Source organism: Ferrovibrio sp. (genome assembly GCF_036381655.1).
Taxonomy (GTDB): domain Bacteria; phylum Pseudomonadota; class Alphaproteobacteria; order Ferrovibrionales; family Ferrovibrionaceae; genus Ferrovibrio.
The window spans coordinates 28,498-51,456 of record NZ_DASVCJ010000082.1 but is presented as its reverse complement, the minus strand read 5'-3'; the positions used below and the strand labels follow the sequence as shown (position 1 = coordinate 51,456).

The following is a 22,959-nucleotide window of genomic DNA, read 5'->3' as shown; positions in this document are numbered from 1 at the left end:
GCTTGACGGCTCTGGCCGCGGTTGCTCTGCTGCCGCATGAGGAGGACAGCACCATGAGCATGCCGCAGGCCGAAGAGATTTTTCCCGTCGTTCAACTCTATCTCGATGGGCTTTACGAGGGCGATACCGCCAAGCTGCGTCAGGTCTTTCATCCGGCCTCGCACCTTTTTTCGGCGACCGGGGGCAAGCTGGTGGACGTGCCGTTCGAGCAATGGTGCGCCATGGTACAGAACCGCCCCGCGCCGCGCGCGACCGGGCAGGGGCGTCAGCATGATCGTATCCTATCGGTTCAGTTCCTCGCGCCGACCATGGCCGTGGTGGCCCTGAACTGCGCCATCCTGCCGAAGGTCTTCACCGACTGCCTGACCTTCATCAAACTCGATGGCCGCTGGCAGGTCATCAACAAGACCTACCATTTCGACCTTCAGCCGGCCGGCTGAGGCCGTCCGCCGACCTGATTCTTACTCGGCGGCGGCGGTCGCCGCTTGCGACTTGCGCCGCACGGTGAAGGCCGTGACGCTGCCGCAGGCCAGGATCGCCGCCACGAACAGCAGCACCTTATCGGCATGGCCGTGGTCCAGCAACTGGCCGATGATCAGCGGTACCAATGCCGAGCCGGCATCCAGGCCGGAATAGACGAAGCCGAAGACGCGGCCGGACGCGCCCTTCGGCGTGGCGCCGCGCACGATGAGATCGCGTGACGGCGTGGTGAATCCGAACAGGAAGCCGGCGCCGGCGACGCAGGCCACCAGCAGGGCGGCCGGCAGCGGCAGCAGGGCGACCACCAGCATCAGCGCGGCCGAGATGAGCAGGCCGCCGACGACGATCACCTCGACCGGAATGCCCCGGTCGGCGACCCAGCCGCCGCTCATGATGCCCACGGCAGAGGCCAGCAGGAAGCCGGTCAGCGCCGAGGTGCCGATGGCCAGCGGCGTGCCGAACAGGGTCTGCAAGGTCGCGGGCAGGAAATTCTGCAGGCCGATGGCGACGATCGACGTGAACATGAAATAGAAGAAACACATCACCACCGGCAGCGTCAGGATGGCGCCGAACGGTAATGGCGCCGGCACCGCCTGGCCCTGCTTGCCGGCATTGCGGCGGCTGGAGCCGGCATCGTCGCGCAGGAGGTTACGATTGAGGATCAGTGCGGCCAGGATCACCAGCCCGATAATGCCGGCGATGAGCGGCGCGAAATGCCAGCCGGCAAAGGCCGCCACGCCGCCCATCATGGCCGGCGCCAGCGCCCAGCCGAGATTGCCGGCGAAGGTGTGGCTGCCATAGGCGACGCCGAGCCGCTTGGAATCGATGCTGGCGCTGAGGATCGAGTAATCGGCCGGGTGAAACACACAATTGCCGAGGCCGGCCAGAAGCATGACCGGAAACAGCATCCAGTAGACCGGCACCACGGACAGCAGAAGGATGCCGAGGCAGAAGATCGCCAGTCCGCCGATCAGCACGGTGCGCGCGCCGATGCGATCCACCAGGAAGCCGGCCGGCGTCTGCAGGGTGCCGGATATCACGTAAAAGCAGGTCGTGATCAGGCCAAGCTCGGTATAGCTGACCTGGAAGGCATCCTTGAGCCAGGGGAACAGCGAGGGCAGCACCAGCTGAAAGAAATGGCTGCAGCCATGCGCGGCGCCGATCAGCACCATGACCTTCAGATCTCGGTTCGGGACGGAAGCGGGTTGGCCCGCGGGAAGGGCGAAGTCGGTCATGGGGGGCCTGCGAGAGGGCTGCTCGTTTTGTGGGCGTTTCGATACCCCGGCTGTAGCACCGCCGGTTGGAGCAAGGGTAACAGATTGTTTGTGTACGGCTAGGGGAAAGTTGCCCAAAAGTTGGAAACCGGACGGAAACCAGCCGCCCGGCCTGAACCGCGGTAAAAATTTTGCCGCAATTGCAGCCTCTAGCTGGAGGCATGCAACGCCACCTCGTTGTCCTATCCGCTTTCCTCCTGCTCGCCTTGGCCGGTAGTCCGGGCCGGGCCGCAGATGCCGGTGACGCCGCGGCGAAGGTGGCGCCGGTTTTCGCGGGCCTGGAGGGAGCCTTCGTGCTGCACGATGTCGGCAAGAAGGCGGATATCGTGCATTACAATCCCGAGCTGGCCGCCCAGCGCCTGTCGCCGTATTCCACCTTCAAGATCTGGAATACGTTGATCGGCCTCGATACCGGGGCGATCAGCGGCCTCGATTTCCGGCTGGAGTGGGATCCGGAAAAATACCCGCCGGAGGATTTCTGGCCGGAAAGCTGGAAACGCGGGCATGACCTGGCTTCCGCCTTCCAGAACTCGGTCGTGTGGTATTACCGCGAGGTGGCCTCCAGGGTCGGGGCCGGGCAGATGGGATGGATGCTGCGCCGGATCGGTTATGGCAACGCCGACATTTCCGGCGGCATCGACCGCTTCTGGCTCAATTCGACCTTGCAGATCTCGCCGGACGAACAGGTCGAACTGCTGACCCGTCTGGTCCGCGGCGAAATGCCATTCACCCAGCGCGACCTCGATATCCTGCGCACCATCATGACGGCGGGCGGCAAGCCCGGCGTCTATGTGCTGCGCGGCAAGACGGGCGCCGGTCCCGCGCCGGACGGGGAGGGCGCAATCGGCTGGTTCGTCGGCTATCTGGAAAAACACGACGGCACCTACACCTTCGCGACGCTGCTGCGCGGCCCCGACTATCCGTCGATTGCGGATAAGCGCATCCCGGCGACGCAGGATGCGCTCAAGCGGCTGGGGCTGATCGAGGAATAGGCGGCCGAGGAGAAGGCGGCCAAGGACCAGGCGATCAGGGAAGCGCCAGTCAGGCCGGCTGCCGCGCCAGCCAGTCCAGATAGGCCTGCAGGATGTAGCTGGCGGCTAGCTTGTCCACCAGTTCGGCCCGCCGCGCCCGGCTCAGATCGGCCTCGTCGGTCATCATCCGCTCCACCGCCATGGTGCTCATCCGCTCGTCCCACAGGGCGGTCGGCAGCGGCGCGATCCGGGCCATGTTGCGGGCGAAGGCCCGGGTAGCCTGACAGCGCGGGCCTTCGGTGCCGTCCATATTGACCGGCAGGCCCAGCACCAGGGCGCCGACCCCCTCCTTTTCGATGATCGCAGCCAGCTCGGCGGCGTCTTCCGTGAACTTGCGGCGCCTGATCGTGGCGTAGGGGCTGGCGATCCGGTGTCCGGCATCGGACAGCGCCAGGCCGACCGTTTTGGTGCCCAGATCCAGGCCGAGATACCGCTGCCCCGGCAGCAGCCGGATCGGACCTTCGGCGGGGCGGAAACGGGGTTTTTCCAGGGGTGGGTTAGGGTTGCCGGTGGGCATGCCGGGTGTTACTTTCCGCCGCCATTTCAAAGGGATTCGCGCCTATATATAGCGGACCCAGCAACGAGCGGACAGCATATGTCATTGGATAGAACCACAGTGGCCAAGATCGCCAAGCTGGCCCGGCTGAAGATGGAGCCGGACCGGCTGGAGGGGATGACCTCGGAATTGAACCAGATTCTCTCGTTCGTCGAGGAACTTCAGGCAGTTGATACGGAAAATGTCCCGCCGATGACTTCGGTGGCCCCGATGGCCCTGCGCCGGCGCGAGGATGTCGTGACCGATGGCGGCGATGCCGAGCGGGTGCTGAAGAACGCGCCGCAGCGCCAGGGCGATTTCTATACCGTTCCGAAGGTGGTGGAGTGATGAGCATCGATCCTGCCGCCCTGACGATTGCCGCTGCCCTGGACGGGCTGGCGAAGAAGGACTTCACCGCCGTCGAGCTGACCGAGGCCTGCATTGCCGCCATGCAGGCGGCCAAGCCGCTCAACGCCGTGATCACCGCAACGCCGGAGAAGGCGTTGGAGATGGCCAAGGCTTCCGATGCGCGCCGCGCCAAGGGGGAGGCCGGCCTGCTGGACGGCATTCCGCTGGCGGTCAAGGACCTGTTCTGCACCGAGGGCGTGCTGACCACGGCGGCGAGCCATATCCTCGATGGCTTTCACCCGACCTATGAAAGCACGGTGACGGCCAATCTATGGCAGGCCGGCGCGGTGATGCTGGGCAAGCTGAACCTGGACGAATTCGCCATGGGTTCGTCGAACGAGACAAGCTATTACGGCCCGGCGGTCAATCCCTGGCGCGCCAAGGACGGCACCAGACTCGTGCCGGGCGGCTCCTCCGGCGGCTCGGCCGCCGCGGTTTCCGCCGGCTTCGCGCTCGGCGCCACCGGCACCGATACCGGCGGCTCGATCCGCCAGCCGGCCGCCTTGTGCGGCATCACGGGAATCAAGCCGACCTATGGCCGCGTTTCGCGCTGGGGCATCGTCGCCTTCGCCTCGTCGCTGGATCAGGCCGGCCCGATGACGCGCAGCGTGCGCGATGCGGCGCTGATGCTGCAGGCCATGGCCGGGTTCGACCCGAAGGACAGCACCTGCGTCGACCAGCCGGTGCCCGACTATCTCGCCGACCTGGAGGGCGGCGTGAAGGGCATGCGCATCGGCATCCCGCGCGAATACCGCATGGAGGGCATGGACCCGGAAATCGAGGCGCTGTGGGCCAAGGGCAAGGAATGGCTGAAGGATGCCGGCGCCGAGATCGTCGATATCCATCTGCCGCACACCCATTATGCGTTGCCGGCCTATTACATCGTCGCGCCGGCGGAAGCCTCGTCCAATCTCGCCCGTTACGACGGCGTGCGCTACGGCCTGCGCGTGCCGGGCAAGGACCTGATCGAGATGTACGAGAACACCCGTGGCGAAGGCTTCGGCCGCGAGGTGCAGCGCCGCGTCATGATCGGTACTTATGTGCTGTCGGCCGGTTATTACGACGCCTACTACACCAAGGCGCAGAAGGTGCGCACGCTGATCAAGCGCGACTTCGAGCAGGCGTTCCAGCGGGTGGATGCGATCCTGACGCCGGCGACACCGAATGCGGCTTTCCCGCTCGGCGCCAAGACCGACGATCCGGTGACCATGTATCTGAACGACGTCTTCACCGTGCCGGTGAATCTCGCCGGGCTGCCTGGTCTGGCTGTGCCAGCCGGGTTGAATGGCCAGGGTCTGCCGCTCGGACTGCAGTTGATCGGCCGCCCGTTCGACGAGGCGGGCCTGTTGCGCGTCGGCCGCACGCTTGAGAAGGCGGCGAATTTTACGGCCCGGCCGGAAGCTTGGTGGAGGCAGTAAGATGCCAAGAGAAGGCAACGCGAAAGACTACATCCAGGGCGCGACCGGTCCGTGGGAAGTCGTCATCGGCATGGAAGTCCATGCCCAGGTGACCTCCAGGTCGAAGCTGTTCTCCGGCGCCTCGACCCAGTTCGGCGCCGAGCCGAACCATCAGGTCAGCCTGGTCGATGCCGCCATGCCCGGCATGCTGCCGGTGATCAATGCTTATTGTGTCGAGCAGGCGGTGCGTACCGGGCTTGGCCTGAAGGCGCAGATCAATCTGCATTCCGTGTTCGACCGAAAGAACTACTTCTACGCCGACCTGCCGCAGGGCTATCAGATCAGCCAGTACAAGCAGCCGATCGTCGGCGAGGGCGTGCTGCTGCTCGACATGCCGGACGGAACGACCCGCGAGATCGGCATCACCCGTCTGCATCTGGAACAGGATGCCGGCAAGAGCCTGCACGACCAGAGCCCGCGCGAGAGTTTCATCGACCTCAACCGCGCCGGCGTCGCGCTGATGGAGATCGTCTCCGAGCCCGACATGCGCAACGCGGAAGAAGCCGGCCTGTACCTGAAAAAGCTGCGCACGATCCTGCGCTATCTCGGCACCTGCGACGGCAACATGGAGGAAGGCTCCATGCGCGCCGACGTCAATGTTTCGGTGCGGCGGCCGGGCGAGCCTTATGGAACGCGCTGCGAGATCAAGAACGTCAACTCCGTGCGTTTCGTGCAGCAGGCGATCGAGTACGAGGCGCGCCGCCAGATCGAAATCCTCGAAGATGGCGGCACGATTGACCAGGAAACCCGCCTGTTCGACACGGGCAAGGGGATCACGCGTTCCATGCGCTCGAAGGAAGAGGCGCATGACTATCGCTATTTCCCTGACCCGGATCTCCTGCCGCTCGAACTCGATGGCGAGTGGGTCGAGCGGATCCGCGCGAGCCTGCCCGAACTGCCGGACGAGAAGAAGGCGCGTTTCATCGAGAAGCTGGGCCTGAGCGCCTACGACGCTTCGGTGCTGGTCGCCGAGAAGGAAGCGGCGGATTTCTACGAGGCGGTCGCCAAGGGGCGCGATCCGAAGCTGTGCGCCAATTGGGTGATCACTGAGTATTTCGGCGCGCTGAACAAGTCGGGCCAGTCGATGGCCGATTTCACCATCACGCCCGAGAAACTGGGCGGCCTGATCGACCTGATCGCCGACAACACGATCTCCAATCGGCTGGCCAAGGATGTCTTCGCGCTGATGGTCGAGACCGGCAAGGACGCCGCCGCCATCGTCGACGAAAAAGGCATGCGTCAGGTCACCGATACCGGCGCCATCGAAGCCGTCATCGATCAGGTGATGGCGGCCAATGCCGACAAGGTGGCCGAATACCGCTCGGGCAAGGAGAAGCTGTTCGGATTTTTCGTCGGCCAGGTGATGAAGGCCTCCGGCGGCAAGGCCAACCCGGCCGCGGTGAACGAGCTGCTGAAACGCAAGCTCGCCGGGTGATCGTGTGACCTTGCTGTGAAACGGGGCCGGAACGCCTGCCGTTCCGGCCTTTTTTCTGTCATTTTTGGGTTGGATAAAACCTGCTTCCGCAACCGATGGATGACCGATGTTTCGCAGTCTCGTTCTCGCTGCCACGCTGGTTCTGTTGCTGACGGCTTGTTCGAACAGGCGCGAGACAGAGCCCGAGCGGACCGCCACCGAGCAGCTTCTATTCTCCACCGCGGCGGAGCGCGCGGCCGACAAGCTGGCGCTGAGTATTGCGGAGGGAGAGAAGGTCTTCGTCGATGCCACCTATGCCGAGGGGCTGGATTCGAAATACCTGATCGGTACCATTCGCGACCGCGTGCTGCGCGCCGGCGGCGATCTGGTGAACAAGCGCGAGGCGGCCGATGTGGTGATCGAGCCGCGCATCGGCGCCATGTCGGTCGACCGCAACAGGACGCTGGTCGGCATCCCCGATTTCGGCATTCCGATCCCGCTCGCCGGGCCGCTGAATTTTCCCGAGATCGCCCTGTTCAAGCGCGATACGCAGCAGGGCGTGATCAAGATCGCGACCACGCAGTACAATGCCACAACCGGCATGCTGGTGCAGTCGCTCGATCCCGTTTACGGATTCGCGCATAAGACCGACTGGTCGGCGCTCATCTTCTTTTCCTGGCAGACGAACGATCTCGTGCCCGAGCCGGAACGGGAGAATTGGGTCGGCCGATAAAGCCGCCAGACCCATGACCGCCGCCTGGCAGCATGCGGCGGCGGCCATGGGGGATTTGGCTGCGGGTCAACGCATGCCGGCCATGCTCTGGCTATGCTGTCCGCCCGGAACGGAGACCTTGCGAACGGCGTCGGCTGCCAGCCGCGTGTTGCCTTCGGTGGCGATATTGCCCAGCGAAATGATGCCGACGAGGCGCTTCTCGCGGTTGACCACCGGCAGGCGGCGCACCTGGATATCGCCCATATTCTTGGCGACATGGCCGAGCGCTTCGTCCTCGTAGCAATATTTCACATCCGTCGTCATCACGTCGCGGATCTTGGTGTCCGGGCCGCAATTCTTGGCAACGCCGCGGATCGCGATATCGCGGTCGGTCAGCATGCCGACCAGGCGGTCGTCTTCGCCGACGGGAAGGCTGCCGGCGTCGATTTCCGCCATGATCTGGGCCGCTTCGGCGATGGTCTGGTCTGGATTGACGATGCGGACATCACGGCTCATCGCTTCGCTGACTTTCATGTCACCCTCCTGGGCAGAAATTGCGGATTTTCGTGCTCTCGCCATAGAAACACCGCAAGAGCGATACTGTTCGCCCGCCCCTGGGCGCGGGCAGGGGCGAGAGCTGGTCGCTATCTAGTCGGCGCGGGCGGTTTCGCAAGGCGAATGCCGCTGGAACCATTTTGCGATCAATCCGCGAAAGAGGCGGCGGGATCGGCTAACGGATGCCATTCGCCTCCTGGACCTCGCGGACAAAACGGATGATCGCCCGGATTTCCTCCGGCGTGACCTGCGGCTGCGGCGGCATGTCGCCGAAATTCCAATGGTGCTGCCGTGCCCCGCGCTGCACCGCAAGCGTGAAGGCGATGTCGGCATGATGCGACGGCTCGTAGATGCGGTGGATCAGCGGCGGCCCCTTGTCGGTGCCACTGCCCCAATCGCCGTGGCAGGCCGCACAGGCCTTATCGAAAGCGATGCGGCCGAATCTGGCCGGGACGCTGAACTGCTGCGGCTGCTTCACGCCGGCGCCCTGCGCCCAGGCGATGACCGAGACCGAGAAGCCGATTGCTGCGACGGGCAGCAGGATATGCAGGCCAAATCTGGGCGCTGCGGACCGGAAACGCTTGTTCATTCGAATGCTCTTGCGGTTGTTGCCTATTCGCTTGACGACGAAATTGCCCTTCATGCCGCTGTCGACGGTGACGGCATCGACCGGGGCAGCTGCGGCAAGATCGCCGCGGTCATCGGGCCGGTATCAGGCTCTTGGCGGTTCGGGCGGAGGAGGGAAAGCAGGATTCGCCGGCGGCGCGGCAGTCGGCGCGATGAAGTCCTGCGCGGCCAGTAAAGCCGGTTCGTCTACCGGTGTCGGCAGCGCGGCGATGCTGCACGGCGCGCAATCCCTGCAAAGCGCGGAGCCGGTATCGCAGGGCTTCTTTGCCGGCCCGTCGACGCCATGGCCGGCGTAACCGGCCGCCATGGCGACCGCCGGCGCCGCCGAAAGGGCCAGGTTTGGGGCGGAGAGCGCCAGGATTGCTGCATAGACGAGCGTCAGCGCGGCCAGCGCCGCTGTCGCGCAACGCCACAATCGGATGCCGTTCTCTGATGCCGACCGGATCATGCCGCCCGTGATCTATGGGATTCCCATATGGGAAGGTCAAGATGGCGGGCGAGCTGTGGTAAATTGCCGGCGAGACTCGCGAGGGCAGCATGAACCTGATGGAAGCGACCATCTTCGCCATTCTGATCAGCAACCCGGATCCGAGCGCGGCTGGCTTCGGCTGCCGGCTGACCAACGATCCCAAGGAAGCGTTGTGCAGCAACGATCTCGTGGTCAAGGAATTCGCCGACGGAACCTTGGAATTCGGCGGCAAGGTGCGGGTATCGAAAAATCGGCGGCGCGACCTGATCTTCTCGAACGGGATCAAGGCGTATTTCGACAGCTTCGGCTGGCTGCGCTTCTCGAACGGCTATGCCGTACGCCGTTTCGAGGGCAATACCTTCCACGTCGTGCCGCCGCAGGGCGAGCAGCAGGTCTGCCGCTATACGGCGCCGGACAAGATCACGCGCTGCACGCCGGGCTGAATCCCCGATCAGCGCTTCATGTCGATGGCGCGCGACAGCATGTCGTCGGATGCCTTGATCACCTGGCTGTTCATGCCATAGGCCTGCTGGGCGACGATCAGCCGGGTCATCTGCTCAGCGACATCGACGTTCGATTGCTCCAGCGAACTGGCGACGATATGGCCGAGGCCGGTGGTGCCGGTCGGATCGCCGGGAATGCCGTAGACGACGTCGCCGGCCACCGTGGTGCCGCGATAGGCCGTGCCATCGACCCGGTCGAGCCGGTCGGGCTCGGGGAAATTGGCGAGCAGGATCTGGCCGCCGACCTGCGAGCGGGCATTGGTATAGTTGTAGATGATCTGGCCGTCTTCGTCGAAGCTCACATTGGTGAACTGGCCGGACAGCAGGCCGTTCTGCGAGATGTCGAAATTGGTCGCCGCGGACGTCTGGCTGGCATATTGCGTCAGGCCGCTGGTGGAATCGGTGCTGAAAACCGAACCATAGGTGCCGAGATCGAGCGTGATGGCCTGCGCGCCGGCGCCGAAATCGGGACTGAAGCCGATCGTCGCCGCGCCGGCGCCGCTGACCGTCAGGTTCGGATCGGCGGTAGTCATGGATGCCAGTACGCCATTGGCGAAGGTGACGGTCACCGGCCCGAAGCTGGACGGCGTGCCGCCCGCGGTGTTGATGGTCAGATCCCAGGTATCGGCGGCCGTCTTCGTCCAGGTGACGCCGAAATCCTGCTGCACGCTGTTGGCATCGATCAAGCCGATGCCATTGGCGACCGTCGTGCCGGTATTCGCCGAGGCGGGCAGGTTGATCTTGTAGCTGATGGTGGAGGTCGGCACGGCGGCGATGTCGCTGTCGTCGATCACGAAATCGCCCGGCGTCGTGCCGTTCACGGCGGCGGCCTGCAGATAATAGCCCGCCGAATTGACCAGGCGGTTCGAATTGTCCAGGCGGAAGTCGCCCAGCCTGGTGTAGTAGGTCGTATCCTCGAAGCCCGATGGCGTGCCGTCGGCGGCGTTGAACCCGGTCGGCTTGGCCACCGGAATGAAGCCGGCGCCGTTGACCGCAATGGAGGTCAGGCTGTCGTCGTGGATGATCGTGCCCTGGCGCCGGTTGGCGAAATCGGGAATGGCGCTGACGCCCATGTTCCGGGTCGCGTCGCTGTTGCCGCCGGCGCCCTGCAGCTTGGTGAAGACAAGGTCGGAGAAGGCGGTGTCGACCTGCTTGTAGCCGTTCGTCCCCGCATTGGCGACATTGTCGGAAATATGTCCGATCGCGATGGTCTGGGCGGTGAGACCCAGCAGCGCTGTATCGAATGAGCCGAAACCGCTCATGCACGACTCCTGTCGTTCGAAATCTATGGCTGCGCTTTGCAAAGCAAGCCGCGTGCCGCCCGGGCGGACCCTCTAAGTCATTGTTTTCGTGTATGTTGCCGCCTGGACAGGCGCCACTGACCCGGCAATTTTTGCCGCCCGGCTAGGCGCGGCGAGCGGCAACGGTCATAATGTGCCGGCGATATACCGGCCGAGCCGCAAAAGGCGGACATGCTGCAACTGCCATTCAAGCTGACCGAGGACGAGGCACGCATTTTCGCGTGGACGGGCGAGTTCCGCGATCACCGACAGGAGCGGCGTTACCGCGAACAGCGGATCGAGACCATCCGCGCCATGCTGCGCGCCTGCGGCATTGCCGGAACCGGCTCCTTCTGCCTGCTGATCATCCGCGATTATCTGGTCCAGGGGCCGAACATCGTCTTTTACTGGGACCTGGTGCTGCGCAGCATCGGCCTTCTGACCGGCATCGTTTTCCAGCTCGTCGTCGCCCGCGCCACCACGACCAACACGCTGCATGCGGCGGCGACCGCGGGCATGCTGCTGCTTTCGATCCTGAGCGCGCTGATCTGGTATGTCACGCCGCCGCAGGGATTGTCGGGCGCCGCAATGGCCTTTGCCATTTTGCTGGCCTTCTATCTGATCACGCCGGGGCCGGCCTGGTCGATCCTGGGCAATGCCGCGCTGCTGACCGCCGGTACGGCGCTGATCAATCTTGCCTTGACGGCGCATCCGCCGGAGATCGTCTTCGGCATGGCCCTGCTGCTGGCGACAGGCAATGGCCTCGGCATCGTCGGCATGCGGCAATTCAAGCTGGAGCGGCGGCGCAATTTCCTCGCCCGCGACGAAGCGCAGAGGGTGACCGAGGCGCTGACATTGGCGCGCCAGGAAAGCCACCGCCGCAGCGAATACCAGGCCTGGGCGCTGGATGCCTTGCAGGTCGGCGTGCTGCTGGTCGATCCGGACGGCCGGCTGCATACGATCAACCGCCGCGCCGCCGAATTGCTGGCTTTGCCGCCGGGCAGCATCCTGCCGGGCGACCACCATGAAAAGCTGCTGCGGCTGCTGATCGACCGGCAGGACTTCCGCGACATCCAGCTTGCCGATTTCCGCTTCCATATCGACCGCCTGCTGCACGGCAAGGCATCGGCGACCGCCGTGCGCTCGCGCAGCACCGGAAAGGTGCTGGAATTCACCCTCGACCGGCTGCCGGACCAGTCGGTCGCGGTCACCATCTACGACGCATCCGAACGCTATGCCCTGAACCGGCGGCTGCGCCATGCCGTGGAAGTTGCCGGCGACGGCTTCGCCATTTACGACGTCAACGACCGTGTGGCCATCTGCTCCAGTCGCTTTGCGGCGCTCTATGGGCTGTCCGTCGAGCAGACCATCGGCAAGACATTCGACGAGCTGGTGGAGCGGAACTTCGAGCGCGGCGTTTTCGACCGCAACGACCGCGGCTCCGGCTCGCCGGCCGCCGCCGGCCTGACGCGGCGGCGCATGCCAGAGCGGGTGATCGAGATGCATACCATGACGGGCGAATGGTATCTCGTGCAGGAGCGGCTGACGCCCTCCGGCGATCTGGTGACGGTCCTCACCAACATCACCGCCCGGCGCCGGATAGAAGACGAATTGCGCCATTCCAAGGAGGAGGCCGAACGGACGCTCGCCGATCTGCGCGACGCCCAGGCCAATCTCGTCCTTGCCGAGAAAATGGCGTCGCTCGGCTCTCTGGTGGCCGGCATGAGCCATGAGATTTCCACCCCGCTCGGCATCGGCGTTTCGGCCGCATCCCACCTCAAGGAAGAGCTCAGCCGGCTCGCCGAGGCCTTCCGGGGCGATCGGCTCAAGCGCGCCGATCTGGAGGATTTCCTCGAGACGGCCAGCGAGGCCCTGCGCATCATGCAGGGCAATCTGGGCCGTGCCGCCCGCCTGATTCAGGCCTTCAAGCAGGTCTCGACCGATCAGACCAGCGACGTGATCCGCAGTTTCGATCTCGGCGAGTATCTGCGCGAAATCCTGCTCAGCCTTGCGCCGGTCGTGCGCCGTACGCCGCATAAGGTCGAAATCGAATCTCCGCCCGGGATCATGGTGCGCAGCCGCCCGGGCGCATTGGGACAGATCGTCACCAATCTGGTCATGAACGCCCTGCAGCATGCCTTCGAGGGGCGTTTTGAACCGGGCCTGCTCCGGATCAAGGTCAGCGAGCCGCGCGAGGGCCGCATCGCCATCGAATTCAGCGACGACGGCAAAGGGATCGCCATGGAGGACCTGCCGCGCGTCTTCGATCCTTTCTTCACCACGAAACGCGGCGCGGGCGGCACCGGCCTTGGCCTGCATATCGTGTACAATCTCGTCAGCCAGGTGCTTGGCGGCACGGTCGCCGCCTCCAGCCGCGAAGGCGAGGGGGCGCGCTTCACCATCAGCTTCCCGCGCGATGTGAAGGGCTGAGGCGGGGCGACCGGTGCCCGCTTGCAGGGCCCATCAAAAATCGGAGAGCGTGCGGCCGTAACGTTCACAATCCGGTGCATTCGTTTCGGGAAGCCTTGCTGCGGATGATGCTCTCCGCGAAAGATGCGGCATGACCGATACCGCATTGCCTCCCCGGCCGGCCCTCGGCGTCGGCGGCTGGTCCTGGCCCTGGCTGGATCGCGCCGGCCGTTTCTCCTTCCTGAAGGCGGGCGTGCTGGCGTTGCTGCTGGCGCCGGGATTGTGGCTGCTGGCGCGCATGGCCATGGCCGATCTTGGCCCGCGGCCGCTCACCGAGGTGATCCATCAGACCGGGCTTTGGACTTTCCGTTTTCTGCTGCTGTCGCTGGCGGTCACGCCGGCCCGGCATATTTTCCGCTGGGGACGCCTGGTCCTGGTGCGGCGCATGATCGGTCTCGGGGCGGCGGCCTATGTCGCCGTGCATCTGCTGTATTACATGGCCAATGTGATGTTCGATCTGCCGCGCATCCTGGGCGAGATCGCCAAGGCCAATTACCTGATCATCGGGCTGGTTGCCTTGCTCGGCCTTGCCGTGCTGGCGGCGACATCGACCGACGGAATGATCCGCCGGCTCGGCGGCCGGCGCTGGCAGGCGCTGCATCGTCTGGTCTACCCGATCGCGGGGTTCGGGCTTTTGCATTTCTTCATGCAGTCGAAGCTTGATGTCACCGAGCCGACGCTGCTGGCCGGGCTGCTGCTCTGGCTGCTGGCCTATCGCCTGCTCAAGGCCAGGCTGCCGCGCCGCCCGGCCTTGCCGCTCTGGCTACTTGCGATGCTCGGGCTCGGTTCTGCCGTTCTCACCATGCTGGGCGAGGCCGTCTATTTCGCCCAGCGGACCAATTTGGCTTTGGTGCCGCGCGTGCTGGCCGCGAATTTCAGCATCGATATGGGGGTGCGGCCGGGCATCTGGGTCCTGCTGGCCGGGATGGGGGTGACTCTTGCCGCGCTCGCCGCCAGTATAGGGGCCCGTCATTCCCTGCAGCGAGAGATATCCCGTGCGTTCCGTTTTCGTCGATGCCAATCCGACCCTGGGCGAACTGGCCCAGCGCCTGCACCGCCAGGGCGATCCCCCTCTTAGCATCAATCGCCAGCCTGACGTAAAGCCCGAACAGCTTCCGGCGGTTCTCGACGGCGCCGAGATCGCCTGGATCGACCATACCTATCTGCCGACCGCCATTGCCCGCCAGTGCAAGGGGCTGCGCCATGTCGTCTTTCTCGGCACCGGCGCGCGCAGCTACATGAATGTCGAGGAGCTTGCCGATCTCGGTATCGCGGTGCATCTGATCAAGGGCTACGGCGATACCGCCGTGGCGGAATGCGCCTTTGCCCTCATGTGGGCGGCGGCGCGCGGCCTGGCCCGCATGGACCGCGAGATGCGCGCCGGCAATTGGCTGCGGTCCGACGGCATGCAATTGACCGGCAAGACCGTCGGCCTGATCGGCTATGGCGGGATCGGCGCCGAGATGGCGCGGCTCTGCTCCGGCGCGGGTATGACGGTGCTGGCCTGGAACCGCACGCCGAAGGAGAAGGATCCGGCCGTGCAGTTCGTCGAACTCGACCATCTGCTGGCCGAGAGCCATGTGGTTTCGCTGCATCTGCTGCTCAACGATGAAACGCGCGGCTTTCTGTCGAAGGAGCGGATCGGCCGCATGCGGCCCGGGGCGCTGCTGATCAACACCGCGCGCGGCGCCCTGGTCGACGAGGCCGCGATGATCGAGGCGCTGAAATCGGGCCATATCGCCCATGCCGGGCTGGACGTTTTCGATGTCGAGCCTTTGCCGGCCGCTCACCCGCTGACGCAACTGCCGAACGTCACGCTCTCCGCGCATTCCGCCTTCCGCACGCCGGAAGCGAGCGAAAATCTGATCAATGCCGCGCTGGAGCACAGCCGCCGGATAGCCCGGGGATAGACAACAGGGGAGGGAGCCCATGCCGCGCTACGACCTCTTGATCCGCCACGCCACGATCTATGACGGCACCGGCAGCCCGGCCCGCAAGGGCGATGTCGGCGTTGCGGGCGAGCGCATTGTTGCGATCGGCGATCTTTCGGCTGCCACCGCCGACCGCGAGGTGGATGCCGGGGGTAGGGCGCTGGCGCCGGGCTTCATCGACGCCCATACCCATGACGATCAATCCGTTCTCTGTGGCGCCGATTGCATGCTGCCCAAGCTGTCGCAGGGCGTCACCACCGTGGTGATCGGCAATTGCGGATTGAGCCTGTCGCCGGCGACGATGCGCAAGCGGCCGCCGGCGCCGCTCGATCTGATCGGCGGTGCCGATGCCTGGCAGTTCGACAGCTTCTCGGCCTATGCCGACACTTTGCGCCGCGCGCCGCCGGCGACCAACGTCTATGCCCTGATCGGCCATATGGTGTTGCGCTGCGAGGCGATGGATTTCGACCTCGACCGGCCCGCCACCGACAAGGAGGCCGAGCGCATGCGCCGGCGTCTGGCCGAGGCGCTGATGCAGGGCGCTTCCGGCTTCTCCACCGGCCTGTGGTATCCGCCCAGCAGGCATGCGCCGACCGACGAGGTGATCGCCGTGGCCGAAGCGCTGCGCAATCACGGCGGCCTGTACGTCACCCATATGCGCGACGAGGGCGATGGCGTGCTCGACAGCATCGAGGAAACGCTGAAGATCGGCCGTGACACCGGCTCCGCCGTGGTGATCAGCCATCACAAATGCATGCTGCCGCAGAATTTCGGCCGCTCAACGGAGACGCTGGCGCGCATCGACCGGGCCGCGAAGACGCAGAAAGTGGATTTCGACGTCTATCCTTATCCTGCCGGCTCGACCGCGCTGATGCCCGACCGGGTCAGCGCCGATCTGCCGATCCAGATCAGCTCATCCGAGCCGCATCCCGAAATGGCCGGCCGCATGCTGAACGACATCGCCGCCGAATGGGGCATCGATGCGGTGGGGGCGGCGAAGCGCCTGCTGCCCGCTGCGGCGATCTATTTCTTCATGCATGAGGACGATGTGCGCCGTATTCTCAGGCATCCGCGCAGCATGATCGGCTCGGACGGCATCCCCAGCAACGACATGCCGCATCCGCGGCTATGGGGAACCTTTCCGCGGGTCCTCGGCCATTATGCGCGCGAGCTCGGCCTGATCAGCCTGGAGCAGGCGGTGCACAAGATGACCGGCCTGACCGCCGGCGTCTTCGGCATGACGGATCGTGGCGTGCTGCGCGAAGGCGCCTATGCCGATCTCGTGCTGTTCGATCCGGATACGGTGGTCGATACCGCCAGCTACACGGCGCCGAAGACGCCCGCCAGGGGCATCGAGGAGGTCTGGGTCAATGGCGTGTCCTCCTATGTCGGCGGCAAGGGGGTGACCGGCGAATGCGCCGGCCGGCTGGTGACGCGCAACGCACAGTGAGGCAGCAAGGAGGGGGAATGCGCCGTCTGCGGCTTTCGATTGGTCTGGTCTTTGCGCTTGGCTGCGGCGTTTTCGCGCCGTCCGTTCGGGCGGGCGCCGGCCAGGATGTCTGGGACCGCGCCTATGATGCGGCCCAGGAAGTGCGCTTCATCCCGCTGCAGCTCATCATCGGCGGGGCATGGGACGGCCAGCGCAGGATCAGCTATCCGCAGGGGCAGTTCATCGAACCCTTCAATCCCGGCATCGTCTGGTCGGGTCCCCGGCAATGGAAGCAGCCGCGGACCGGCGAGATGCGGACCGTCTACGACCGCCTGCGCGGCGCCTCGAAGCAGATCTTCGCGGTGCGCCATGACCAACGCGCCCTCGGCCGCGTCGCCGATGCTGGCGAAGGCATCGAGGCCTGCGACGAGCCGGCGCAATTTCCGCTCGGCCGCTGGCGCCAGGGCGAGTTGCGCAAGTTCGATTACGTCTGCTGGGTCGCCGGCCAGACGAAGTTCGAGCGGGCGACCATCATCATCCAGGAGATCGACTACAGCTTCCGCGGCATCGACCATTGCCTGCGCGTCGAATGGCTGCTGCAGAACAGGGACGACGAGAGCATCCTGGAACACCGGGTCTATGTCTTCGCGCCCGAGCGCGGCGTCATCTTCGAGCAGGAGCTATGAAGCCCGGCGCTGCTCCAGCGCCTGAAGCAGCGCCGTCTCGAAAGCCCGCACCACCTCGACCTGGTTGTCGAGCCGCGCCGCGCGCCGGCGCAGTTGGTCGCGCCGCGCGTGGAAGCCGGCCGGATCGTCGCGCCGCTGCGCTGCCAGCCGCCGGGCATGGGCGATATAGGCGTCTGTCGTGGCGGCGATCGTCTCGGTGCAGCCGGTCTGGCGCAGCGCGCCGGCCGCCAGACGCTGGCGCAGGCCGGCGCCTTCGAGCGTGACGACGGGCAGGCCGCGATGCAGCGCCTGCCAGGCGGTCGTATAGCCCGAGAAGCCGGGGCAATCGAGGTAGACATCCATGGCGTCCAGCAGGCTGTAGAACGGCCCGGTCGGCAGCCAGCGCAGCGGCACGATGGCCGCGTCGCCGTCCACGCCCGCAGCGGCGCAGGCGCGGCGCAGCCGCGCCAGCAGCCGCCCGGTGATGGCCGGCTCGTTCTCGCGCACGATGACGAACAGCCGTGCCGGGGCGGCTTGCGCCAGGATTTGCGCATACAGCGCATCGGCGGCCGGATCGAATTTGAAGGCATGCTGGCACAGGATGAAGCGCACGACGTTGCGGTCCGCCGGCAAAGCGGCGGCGATGTCCGGCGGCAGCGGCTCGGCCGCGACGGCGGGCGGCAGCGTCGCCGCGCCGGTTCCGGGCAGCCGCACCAGCCGTTCGCGATAATGCGCCTCGGCATCGGCCGGCTCGAGCAGCTCGCCGGAGAGATACAGATCGATTTCCGGCAGGCCGCTGGTGATCGGATGGCCCCAGCCGGCCGCCTGCAGCGGCGCCAGCCGCAGACTGGCCAGCCGCGCGGTCAGCGGGCACATGCCGATCTCGGGATAGTAGACGATGTCCGGCTGCTCGCGGCGCAGGATCGCCAGCGCCGCGGCGAAGCTGCCCGGATTGGCATGGAAGCGCTCGACCATGTGGCGCGGATCGGCCTCGGCGGCATCCGCCGGCGCGCTTCCGGTATGCAGCAGCACCGTCTCGAAGCGCGTGCGGTCGATCTGCCGCAGCAGGCCTTCGAGCAGCACCGTCCAGACCGAGTGGCGACGGACATGCTTGCTGACGATGACGAGCTTCGGCCGCGACCGCACAGGCATACCCGGCAGGTCCTGGCCCCAGCGCGCGCGCATCAGTTCGGCGGTGACGTCGCCGAAACGCGTCAGCCGGTCGCGGTGATTGCCGGCCCGGTAGGCCAGATAGAACGGCTGCTTGTCGCCGATGACGGCCGCCGCGGCGTCGCGATGCGGCGGCTGCCTCGCCCAATCGGCCCACTCGGCCAGGCGGCGGTCGAAAGCGGCCAGCGCCGCATCGGCTTCTTTGCCGTCGCGCGGCAGCACCGGCAGGCTGAAGGTGAGCCGGCAGAGCCGCGCCAGGGCGTGATCCGGCGCGATCGCCAGCGCCTGGTCGATCAGCGCAAGTGCGCCGTCGCTGTCGCCCTGTTCGTGCATCAGGGCGGCGAGGTTGCAGTAGAGGTCGGGTTGCTGCGCCGAAACGCCCAGCGCCTGCCGGTAGAGCGCGATTGCCTCTTGCGCCCGGCCGGCATCGCCGAGCAGATTGGCGAGGTTGTTCAGTGCCGGCACCAGATCGGGTTGCCGCGCCAGCGCCTGGCGATAGGCGGCCTCGGCGGCGGCGAGGCGGTTCTGCGCCTCCAGCACATTGCCCAGATTGTAGCAGAGCGGCGCATGCTCCGGCCGCAGATCGAGCGCCGCGCGGAAGGCCGTTTCCGCCTCGGCCAGCCGGCCCGCCTCCTGCAGCAGGCTGCCGAGGTCGTTCAGCGCCACGCTGCGCTGCGCGGGCGGCGCTTTGCTGTCCGCCGCCCGGCGCAGGATCACGGCGGCCTCGTCGATGCGGCCCAGCCGCTGCAGCAGCCGGGCCAGTTGCCGGTAGGCCTCGATGCGGTCCGGCTCGAGGATGGTGATGCGTTTCCAGTATCCGGCCGCCTTGAGGGGCTGGTTCAAGTTCTCGCAGCAACTGGCGGCGACGCTGAGCAGTTGCGTATCCTTCGGCTGCCGGCGCAGCAGGAATTCCGCCGCCCGCAGGGCCTTGTTGAGGTTGCGCGCCTCGGTCTCGTTCTGATGATGGCTGACAGACATCCGGCCCAGCCTGCCGCAGGGCCCCTAATGCCGGGTAAATGCGCCGCCGCCGGCTCAGGCCAGCATGTCGGCGAATTCCTGGTGCCGCTTCAGCCAGGCGGCGGCATAGCTGCAATGCGGAACCACCTTCACGCCCTCGGCCCGGAGCCGTTCCATGATGCCCTGCATAAGCCTGGAGGCGGCGCCGGTGCCGCGCAATTGCGGCGGCGCCTCGACATGGGCGATGGTGACGATCCCGTCGGCCCGCCGGTAGCTGGCGAAAGCCACGGCGCCGTCGACGGTGATCTCGAAGCGGTGATGGGCGGCGTTGTCGATGACAGGCGATGCGGCGGTCATGGACCTAATATAGGTCAGGTCAGCGCCTGAAGGAATGCCGGCAGCCGGCGGTTCTGGCTCAAAAGATAGCGGCCCATGGCGCCGGCGACCTGCCGCACCGCGGGCCGGGCGTCCATCCGCTCGCGCCAGGCGATCAGCCGCCCGGCCGCGCCGGGGATCGGCGCGCCCATGCGCTCGCCGAATAGCTGCGCCATGTAGAAGGCGATGTCGGCATAGGTGTATTGCGTTCCGGCGAGCCAGGGCCGGCCATCGGCCAGCAGGGTTTCGATGTCGGCATAATAGGCCGCCGCGCCCGCGCGGGCCGCGATTGCCGCCGGATCCTCGGGCGCGTCCTGCAGGCCCATGAGGCGGATGATATGCGGGAAATACACCTCGTCGGATTTCAGCTCCAGCAGGCGGGCGCGGGCCCGCGCCGCCGGCTCTTGCGGCCACAGGGCGGGCGAGGGGCAAAGGTCTTCGAGATATTCGAAAATCTGCGTCGAATCGAAAATCTCCAGATCGTCGTGGATCAGCACCGGCACCTGGCGCTTCGGGTTGATGCGCAGCACCTCCGGATGCTTGGGCTCGTAGAGCGTCTTCATCGCGAAGGGCACCATGACCAGCTCGGCCTCGATGCCCTTTTCCAGCACGGCGATCTGCGCCTTGGCGCCGTACATGCTGAGCGGACCGGAATATAGACGGAACATGCACTCCCCCTGCTTGCTGAGCCTGCCATCCTAGGGGCGTCCTGCTGACAGGGTTGTGTCAGGAGCGTCGTTGCTAGGCCGCCTCGGCCGGCGCCAGCCAGTGCAGGGCGCTGTCGCGGTCGTGGAAGACGCGATGGCGGAAGCGCGGGAAGAAGCCGGCGGCGCCCTTGACCAGCAGCGCGATCGCCGGATTGCCGACGACATAGGCGATACGCCCGGTCTCGCCCGGCGGCGGGCCCCATTTCGCCATGTTGGCCACGGCGCGGATCGCCGTCCAATCGACGATGCCGCTGAAGCGCGAGACGTCGACGAGGCAGGGCTGGGCCAGCCCGATCCAGCCGCCGGCAAGGCTGCTTTCGATCACGGCCTCGATCTGCGGCCCGGTAGGGGCGCCGACGACCTCGATGAACAGAATGCCGTTTTTGATTTCGGCATGGACGTAATCGTTCGAGCGGCCGCAGTGGATCTGCGTTGTTTTCTTATGGGGCATCCAAGCTTCGCCGCGCATTCCCTGTCTTGCGGCAGGACTGTATAGGATTGTCCCCGAAATGCCAGCATTTCCGGGCGGATTTTAGACCTTCGTCGCACGCACCAGCCAGGTCGCGATGCCCAGCCGCACGCCCTCGGGCGTTTCCAGCGGCGCCAGCAGGGCATCCAGCTCGGCCCTGATCGCCGCCTTGACCGCCGCGTCCTGGCCGCGGAAAAGCCGGCTGGCCGGCCCCATCTCGAGCAGCATGGCGGCGGTCTCCTCGCGCGTGCCGCCGCCAACCTTGTGATCGAACGGCGCGATCTCGATGGCGGCGAAGCCGGCCTCGGAGAGGATCGCGCGCACATAATCGGCATCGGCGAAGGCGAAGGGCCCGGGGGCGGGCGGATCGGCGGCGTCCGGCCGCGGCACATGGCGCAAGGCGGCCTGCATCGGGATCGCGACATACTCGCTTTCCTGCGGCGCGCGCCAGCAGGCGAATGACAGCCGCCCGCCGGAGCGCAGCGCGCCCAGCAGGTTGCGGAAAGCGGCGACGGGATCGGCGAAGAACATCACCCCGAAGCGCGAGAAGATCAGATCGAAGCTGGCCGGCGAGAAGGCGTAGCTCTGCGCGTCGCCCAGCAGGAAGCTGGCATTCGCCGTTCCGGTGCGCCGCATAAGCGCCTTCGCTGCGTCCAGCAGCATGCGCGAGGCATCGATGCCGATCACCGCGCCGCCGGGGCCGACGCGCTGCGCCAGCTCCAGGCTGGTTTCGCCGCAGCCGCAGCCGACATCCAGCACGCGCTCGCCCGCCGCCAGCGCGGCGCGGTCCATCGCGGCCTGACCGATCGGCGCGATCTGCGGATTCAGCCGTTCATGCTGCCTGAGCCAGCGTTGGCCTGTCTCGCCGTTCCAGTCCTCGACCTGGGCGGCATTCGCGCCGGCTGCGGGATTGGCTGCGGCTTCGGACATGGCGGGCCTCGCGCGATGATTCGCTGATGCCAGAATACACCAGGCATCAACGGCGAAAACCGCCGCCGCTGCGGGCGATTACGGCGGATGCTGAAAAAAACCGGCGGGTCCTTGCGAAGAATTCAACGCCTGCTGGCGCGCGGCGGCGCTAGTCTTCGGCAGCCGATTTTCGGCAAAACGAAGCAAAAGGAGGAAGGCATGGCATTGTTCGAGGGCTTTTCGCGCAAGAGCGTCACCGTGGCGGGCATCGACATCGCCTGCGTGATCGGCGGCAAGGGCCCGCCGGTGCTGCTGCTGCACGGCTTTCCGCAGAACCGCGCGATGTGGGTGCGCGTCGCGCCGATCCTGGCGCGCGATTACACCGTCGTCTGCGCCGATCTGCGCGGCTATGGCGATTCATCGAAGCCGCAATGCCTGCCCGACCGCTCGAATTACGCGTTCCGCGCCATGGCGCAGGACCAGCTCGGCCTGATGCGCCAGCTCGGCTTCGAGCGTTTCCACCTGGTCGGCCATGACCGCGGCGGACGCACGGGGTATCGCATGGCGCTCGACCACCCCGACGCGCTCCTGTCGCTCACCGTGATGGATATCGTGCCGACCTACGCGATGTTCATGGACACCAGCCGCAAGGTCGCCGGCGCCTACTGGCACTGGTATTTCCTTTCGCAGCCCGAGCCGTTTCCCGAACACATGATCGGCAAGGACCCGGATTTCTTCTACGAAACCTGTCTGGTCGGCTGGGGCGCGACGACGCTGAACGATTTCGATGCCGAGATGCTGGCCGATTACCGCCGCTGCTGGCGCGAGCCCGGCATGATTCACGGCTCATGCTCGGATTACCGCGCGGCGGCCAGCATCGACCTCGAACACGACGAGGCCGATATCGACCGCAAGGTGCAATGCCCGACGCTGGTGTTCTACGGATCGAAAGGCGTGATGGCGCAGCTTTTCGACATTCCCGCCGAATGGAAGAAGTGCTGCGCCAATGTCAGCGCGGCTTCGCTGCCCGGCGGCCATTTCTTCGTCGATGCCTTTCCGCAGGAGACGGCGGAGGAGGTGCGGGCGTTCCTGGCAAGGGCAGGGTAGGCGGCGGCGTTTTTCACGGGGCACAG

At 66.0% G+C, this 22,959-nt stretch carries 24 protein-coding genes; 13 read left to right on the top strand and 11 right to left on the bottom strand.

The features are described 5' to 3' along the window. Positions 1-53 precede the first annotated feature (53 nt). Entirely contained in the window at positions 54-440 is a 387-nt protein-coding gene (locus VF194_RS18920) for a nuclear transport factor 2 family protein (protein WP_330892762.1), read from the top strand. 21 nt (positions 441-461) lie between these two features. On the opposite strand, the gene VF194_RS18915 is transcribed toward VF194_RS18920, so the two are convergent. After that, a complete protein-coding gene (locus tag VF194_RS18915) occupies positions 462-1,715 on the bottom strand; it encodes an MFS transporter (protein WP_330892761.1) in 1,254 nt (417 codons plus the stop codon). Between the two features lie 200 nt (positions 1,716-1,915). Between VF194_RS18915 and VF194_RS18910 the strand changes: the two genes are divergently transcribed. Beyond that, a complete protein-coding gene (locus tag VF194_RS18910) occupies positions 1,916-2,746 on the top strand; it encodes a penicillin-binding transpeptidase domain-containing protein (protein ID WP_330892760.1) in 831 nt (276 codons plus the stop codon). Between the two features lie 49 nt (positions 2,747-2,795). Here the strand turns inward: VF194_RS18910 and ruvX are convergent, their stop codons facing one another. Then, a complete protein-coding gene (gene ruvX / locus VF194_RS18905; RefSeq protein ID WP_330892759.1) occupies positions 2,796-3,302 on the bottom strand; it encodes a Holliday junction resolvase RuvX in 507 nt (168 codons plus the stop codon). Between the two features lie 78 nt (positions 3,303-3,380). On the opposite strand from ruvX, the gene gatC reads away from it, so the two are divergent. From gatC to VF194_RS18885, 4 genes are all read left to right on the top strand, one after another. Continuing rightward, entirely contained in the window at positions 3,381-3,668 is a 288-nt protein-coding gene (gatC, locus tag VF194_RS18900) for an Asp-tRNA(Asn)/Glu-tRNA(Gln) amidotransferase subunit GatC (protein WP_330892758.1), read from the top strand. Next, the gene (gatA, locus tag VF194_RS18895; RefSeq protein WP_330892757.1) at positions 3,668-5,146 is read left to right on the top strand and encodes an Asp-tRNA(Asn)/Glu-tRNA(Gln) amidotransferase subunit GatA; all 1,479 of its coding nucleotides are present in this window, start codon (positions 3,668-3,670) and stop codon (positions 5,144-5,146) included. Before gatC ends, gatA begins: the two co-directional genes overlap by 1 nt. A gap of 1 nt (position 5,147) precedes the next feature. Then, on the top strand, positions 5,148-6,620 hold the full coding sequence (gene gatB / locus VF194_RS18890) for an Asp-tRNA(Asn)/Glu-tRNA(Gln) amidotransferase subunit GatB (protein ID WP_330892756.1): 1,473 nt from the start codon (positions 5,148-5,150) through the stop codon (positions 6,618-6,620). A 106-nt stretch (positions 6,621-6,726) separates the two neighbouring features. Continuing rightward, entirely contained in the window at positions 6,727-7,332 is a 606-nt protein-coding gene (locus VF194_RS18885; RefSeq protein WP_330892755.1) for a DUF6655 family protein, read from the top strand. Positions 7,333-7,398: 66 nt separating this feature from the next. Here VF194_RS18885 and VF194_RS18880 read toward each other — a convergent pair whose 3' ends face one another. The 3 genes from VF194_RS18880 to VF194_RS18870 all read right to left on the bottom strand — a co-directional run bounded on the left by VF194_RS18880 (position 7,399) and on the right by VF194_RS18870 (position 8,941). Beyond that, the gene (locus VF194_RS18880; protein WP_330892754.1) at positions 7,399-7,845 is read right to left on the bottom strand and encodes a CBS domain-containing protein; all 447 of its coding nucleotides are present in this window, start codon (positions 7,843-7,845) and stop codon (positions 7,399-7,401) included. A gap of 196 nt (positions 7,846-8,041) precedes the next feature. Next, entirely contained in the window at positions 8,042-8,344 is a 303-nt protein-coding gene (locus VF194_RS18875) for a c-type cytochrome (protein WP_414656125.1), read from the bottom strand. A gap of 234 nt (positions 8,345-8,578) precedes the next feature. Beyond that, entirely contained in the window at positions 8,579-8,941 is a 363-nt protein-coding gene (locus VF194_RS18870) for a hypothetical protein (protein WP_330892751.1), read from the bottom strand. An 89-nt stretch (positions 8,942-9,030) separates the two neighbouring features. On the opposite strand from VF194_RS18870, the gene VF194_RS18865 reads away from it, so the two are divergent. After that, on the top strand, positions 9,031-9,405 hold the full coding sequence (locus VF194_RS18865; protein ID WP_330892750.1) for a hypothetical protein: 375 nt from the start codon (positions 9,031-9,033) through the stop codon (positions 9,403-9,405). A gap of 8 nt (positions 9,406-9,413) precedes the next feature. Here VF194_RS18865 and VF194_RS18860 read toward each other — a convergent pair whose 3' ends face one another. Beyond that, on the bottom strand, positions 9,414-10,727 hold the full coding sequence (locus VF194_RS18860) for a flagellar hook-basal body complex protein (RefSeq protein WP_330892749.1): 1,314 nt from the start codon (positions 10,725-10,727) through the stop codon (positions 9,414-9,416). 210 nt (positions 10,728-10,937) lie between these two features. Between VF194_RS18860 and VF194_RS18855 the strand changes: the two genes are divergently transcribed. The 5 genes from VF194_RS18855 (at position 10,938) to VF194_RS18835 (ending at position 17,260) form a co-directional block, all read left to right on the top strand. Continuing rightward, complete coding sequence (locus VF194_RS18855) at positions 10,938-13,175, top strand: PAS domain-containing sensor histidine kinase (RefSeq protein ID WP_330892747.1); 2,238 nt, start codon at positions 10,938-10,940, stop codon at positions 13,173-13,175. A 130-nt stretch (positions 13,176-13,305) separates the two neighbouring features. Continuing rightward, on the top strand, positions 13,306-14,292 hold the full coding sequence (locus VF194_RS18850; RefSeq protein WP_330892746.1) for a sulfite oxidase heme-binding subunit YedZ: 987 nt from the start codon (positions 13,306-13,308) through the stop codon (positions 14,290-14,292). After that, positions 14,210-15,124 carry an NAD(P)-dependent oxidoreductase gene (locus VF194_RS18845; RefSeq protein WP_330892745.1) on the top strand — a complete coding sequence of 305 codons (915 nt, stop codon included), beginning with the start codon at positions 14,210-14,212 and terminating at the stop codon, positions 15,122-15,124. The genes VF194_RS18850 and VF194_RS18845 overlap by 83 nt, the downstream gene beginning before the upstream one ends. A 19-nt stretch (positions 15,125-15,143) precedes the next feature. Next, positions 15,144-16,595 (top strand): D-aminoacylase, encoded by a 1,452-nt coding sequence (locus VF194_RS18840; RefSeq protein ID WP_330892744.1) that lies wholly within the window; start codon positions 15,144-15,146, stop codon positions 16,593-16,595. A 17-nt stretch (positions 16,596-16,612) separates the two neighbouring features. Beyond that, on the top strand, positions 16,613-17,260 hold the full coding sequence (locus tag VF194_RS18835) for a hypothetical protein (protein WP_330892743.1): 648 nt from the start codon (positions 16,613-16,615) through the stop codon (positions 17,258-17,260). On the opposite strand, the gene VF194_RS18830 is transcribed toward VF194_RS18835, so the two are convergent. From VF194_RS18830 to VF194_RS18810, 5 genes are all read right to left on the bottom strand, one after another. Further along, positions 17,255-19,387 carry a tetratricopeptide repeat protein gene (locus VF194_RS18830; RefSeq protein WP_330892742.1) on the bottom strand — a complete coding sequence of 711 codons (2,133 nt, stop codon included), beginning with the start codon at positions 19,385-19,387 and terminating at the stop codon, positions 17,255-17,257. The two genes, VF194_RS18835 and VF194_RS18830, sit on opposite strands and share 6 nt — an antisense overlap. 54 nt (positions 19,388-19,441) lie before the next feature. Further along, positions 19,442-19,723 (bottom strand): GNAT family N-acetyltransferase, encoded by a 282-nt coding sequence (locus VF194_RS18825; protein ID WP_330892741.1) that lies wholly within the window; start codon positions 19,721-19,723, stop codon positions 19,442-19,444. Positions 19,724-19,737: 14 nt separating this feature from the next. After that, on the bottom strand, positions 19,738-20,409 hold the full coding sequence (locus VF194_RS18820; RefSeq protein WP_330892740.1) for a glutathione S-transferase family protein: 672 nt from the start codon (positions 20,407-20,409) through the stop codon (positions 19,738-19,740). A 73-nt stretch (positions 20,410-20,482) separates the two neighbouring features. Then, positions 20,483-20,899, bottom strand: coding sequence for a hypothetical protein (locus tag VF194_RS18815; protein WP_330892739.1), 417 nt, complete (start codon positions 20,897-20,899; stop codon positions 20,483-20,485). An 81-nt stretch (positions 20,900-20,980) separates the two neighbouring features. After that, complete coding sequence (locus VF194_RS18810) at positions 20,981-21,847, bottom strand: class I SAM-dependent methyltransferase (protein ID WP_330892738.1); 867 nt, start codon at positions 21,845-21,847, stop codon at positions 20,981-20,983. Positions 21,848-22,045: 198 nt separating this feature from the next. Between VF194_RS18810 and VF194_RS18805 the strand changes: the two genes are divergently transcribed. Then, positions 22,046-22,933 (top strand): alpha/beta hydrolase, encoded by an 888-nt coding sequence (locus VF194_RS18805; RefSeq protein WP_330892737.1) that lies wholly within the window; start codon positions 22,046-22,048, stop codon positions 22,931-22,933. The last annotated feature ends 26 nt before the right edge of the window (positions 22,934-22,959 follow it).

What these genes read in the sequence shown, in the direction of transcription:
- VF194_RS18920 (WP_330892762.1), top strand. Translation starts at nt 54, where the DNA reads ATGAGCATGCCGCAGGCCGAAGAGATTTTTCCCGTCGTTCAACTCTAT.
- VF194_RS18915 (WP_330892761.1), bottom strand. Translation starts at nt 1,715, where the DNA reads ATGACCGACTTCGCCCTTCCCGCGGGCCAACCCGCTTCCGTCCCGAAC.
- VF194_RS18910 (WP_330892760.1), top strand. Translation starts at nt 1,916, where the DNA reads ATGCAACGCCACCTCGTTGTCCTATCCGCTTTCCTCCTGCTCGCCTTG.
- ruvX (WP_330892759.1), bottom strand. Translation starts at nt 3,302, where the DNA reads ATGCCCACCGGCAACCCTAACCCACCCCTGGAAAAACCCCGTTTCCGC.
- gatC (WP_330892758.1), top strand. Translation starts at nt 3,381, where the DNA reads ATGTCATTGGATAGAACCACAGTGGCCAAGATCGCCAAGCTGGCCCGG.
- gatA (WP_330892757.1), top strand. Translation starts at nt 3,668, where the DNA reads ATGAGCATCGATCCTGCCGCCCTGACGATTGCCGCTGCCCTGGACGGG.
- gatB (WP_330892756.1), top strand. Translation starts at nt 5,148, where the DNA reads ATGCCAAGAGAAGGCAACGCGAAAGACTACATCCAGGGCGCGACCGGT.
- VF194_RS18885 (WP_330892755.1), top strand. Translation starts at nt 6,727, where the DNA reads ATGTTTCGCAGTCTCGTTCTCGCTGCCACGCTGGTTCTGTTGCTGACG.
- VF194_RS18880 (WP_330892754.1), bottom strand. Translation starts at nt 7,845, where the DNA reads ATGAAAGTCAGCGAAGCGATGAGCCGTGATGTCCGCATCGTCAATCCA.
- VF194_RS18870 (WP_330892751.1), bottom strand. Translation starts at nt 8,941, where the DNA reads ATGATCCGGTCGGCATCAGAGAACGGCATCCGATTGTGGCGTTGCGCG.
- VF194_RS18865 (WP_330892750.1), top strand. Translation starts at nt 9,031, where the DNA reads ATGAACCTGATGGAAGCGACCATCTTCGCCATTCTGATCAGCAACCCG.
- VF194_RS18860 (WP_330892749.1), bottom strand. Translation starts at nt 10,727, where the DNA reads ATGAGCGGTTTCGGCTCATTCGATACAGCGCTGCTGGGTCTCACCGCC.
- VF194_RS18855 (WP_330892747.1), top strand. Translation starts at nt 10,938, where the DNA reads ATGCTGCAACTGCCATTCAAGCTGACCGAGGACGAGGCACGCATTTTC.
- VF194_RS18850 (WP_330892746.1), top strand. Translation starts at nt 13,306, where the DNA reads ATGACCGATACCGCATTGCCTCCCCGGCCGGCCCTCGGCGTCGGCGGC.
- VF194_RS18840 (WP_330892744.1), top strand. Translation starts at nt 15,144, where the DNA reads ATGCCGCGCTACGACCTCTTGATCCGCCACGCCACGATCTATGACGGC.
- VF194_RS18835 (WP_330892743.1), top strand. Translation starts at nt 16,613, where the DNA reads ATGCGCCGTCTGCGGCTTTCGATTGGTCTGGTCTTTGCGCTTGGCTGC.
- VF194_RS18830 (WP_330892742.1), bottom strand. Translation starts at nt 19,387, where the DNA reads ATGTCTGTCAGCCATCATCAGAACGAGACCGAGGCGCGCAACCTCAAC.
- VF194_RS18825 (WP_330892741.1), bottom strand. Translation starts at nt 19,723, where the DNA reads ATGACCGCCGCATCGCCTGTCATCGACAACGCCGCCCATCACCGCTTC.
- VF194_RS18820 (WP_330892740.1), bottom strand. Translation starts at nt 20,409, where the DNA reads ATGTTCCGTCTATATTCCGGTCCGCTCAGCATGTACGGCGCCAAGGCG.
- VF194_RS18815 (WP_330892739.1), bottom strand. Translation starts at nt 20,899, where the DNA reads ATGCCCCATAAGAAAACAACGCAGATCCACTGCGGCCGCTCGAACGAT.
- VF194_RS18810 (WP_330892738.1), bottom strand. Translation starts at nt 21,847, where the DNA reads ATGTCCGAAGCCGCAGCCAATCCCGCAGCCGGCGCGAATGCCGCCCAG.
- VF194_RS18805 (WP_330892737.1), top strand. Translation starts at nt 22,046, where the DNA reads ATGGCATTGTTCGAGGGCTTTTCGCGCAAGAGCGTCACCGTGGCGGGC.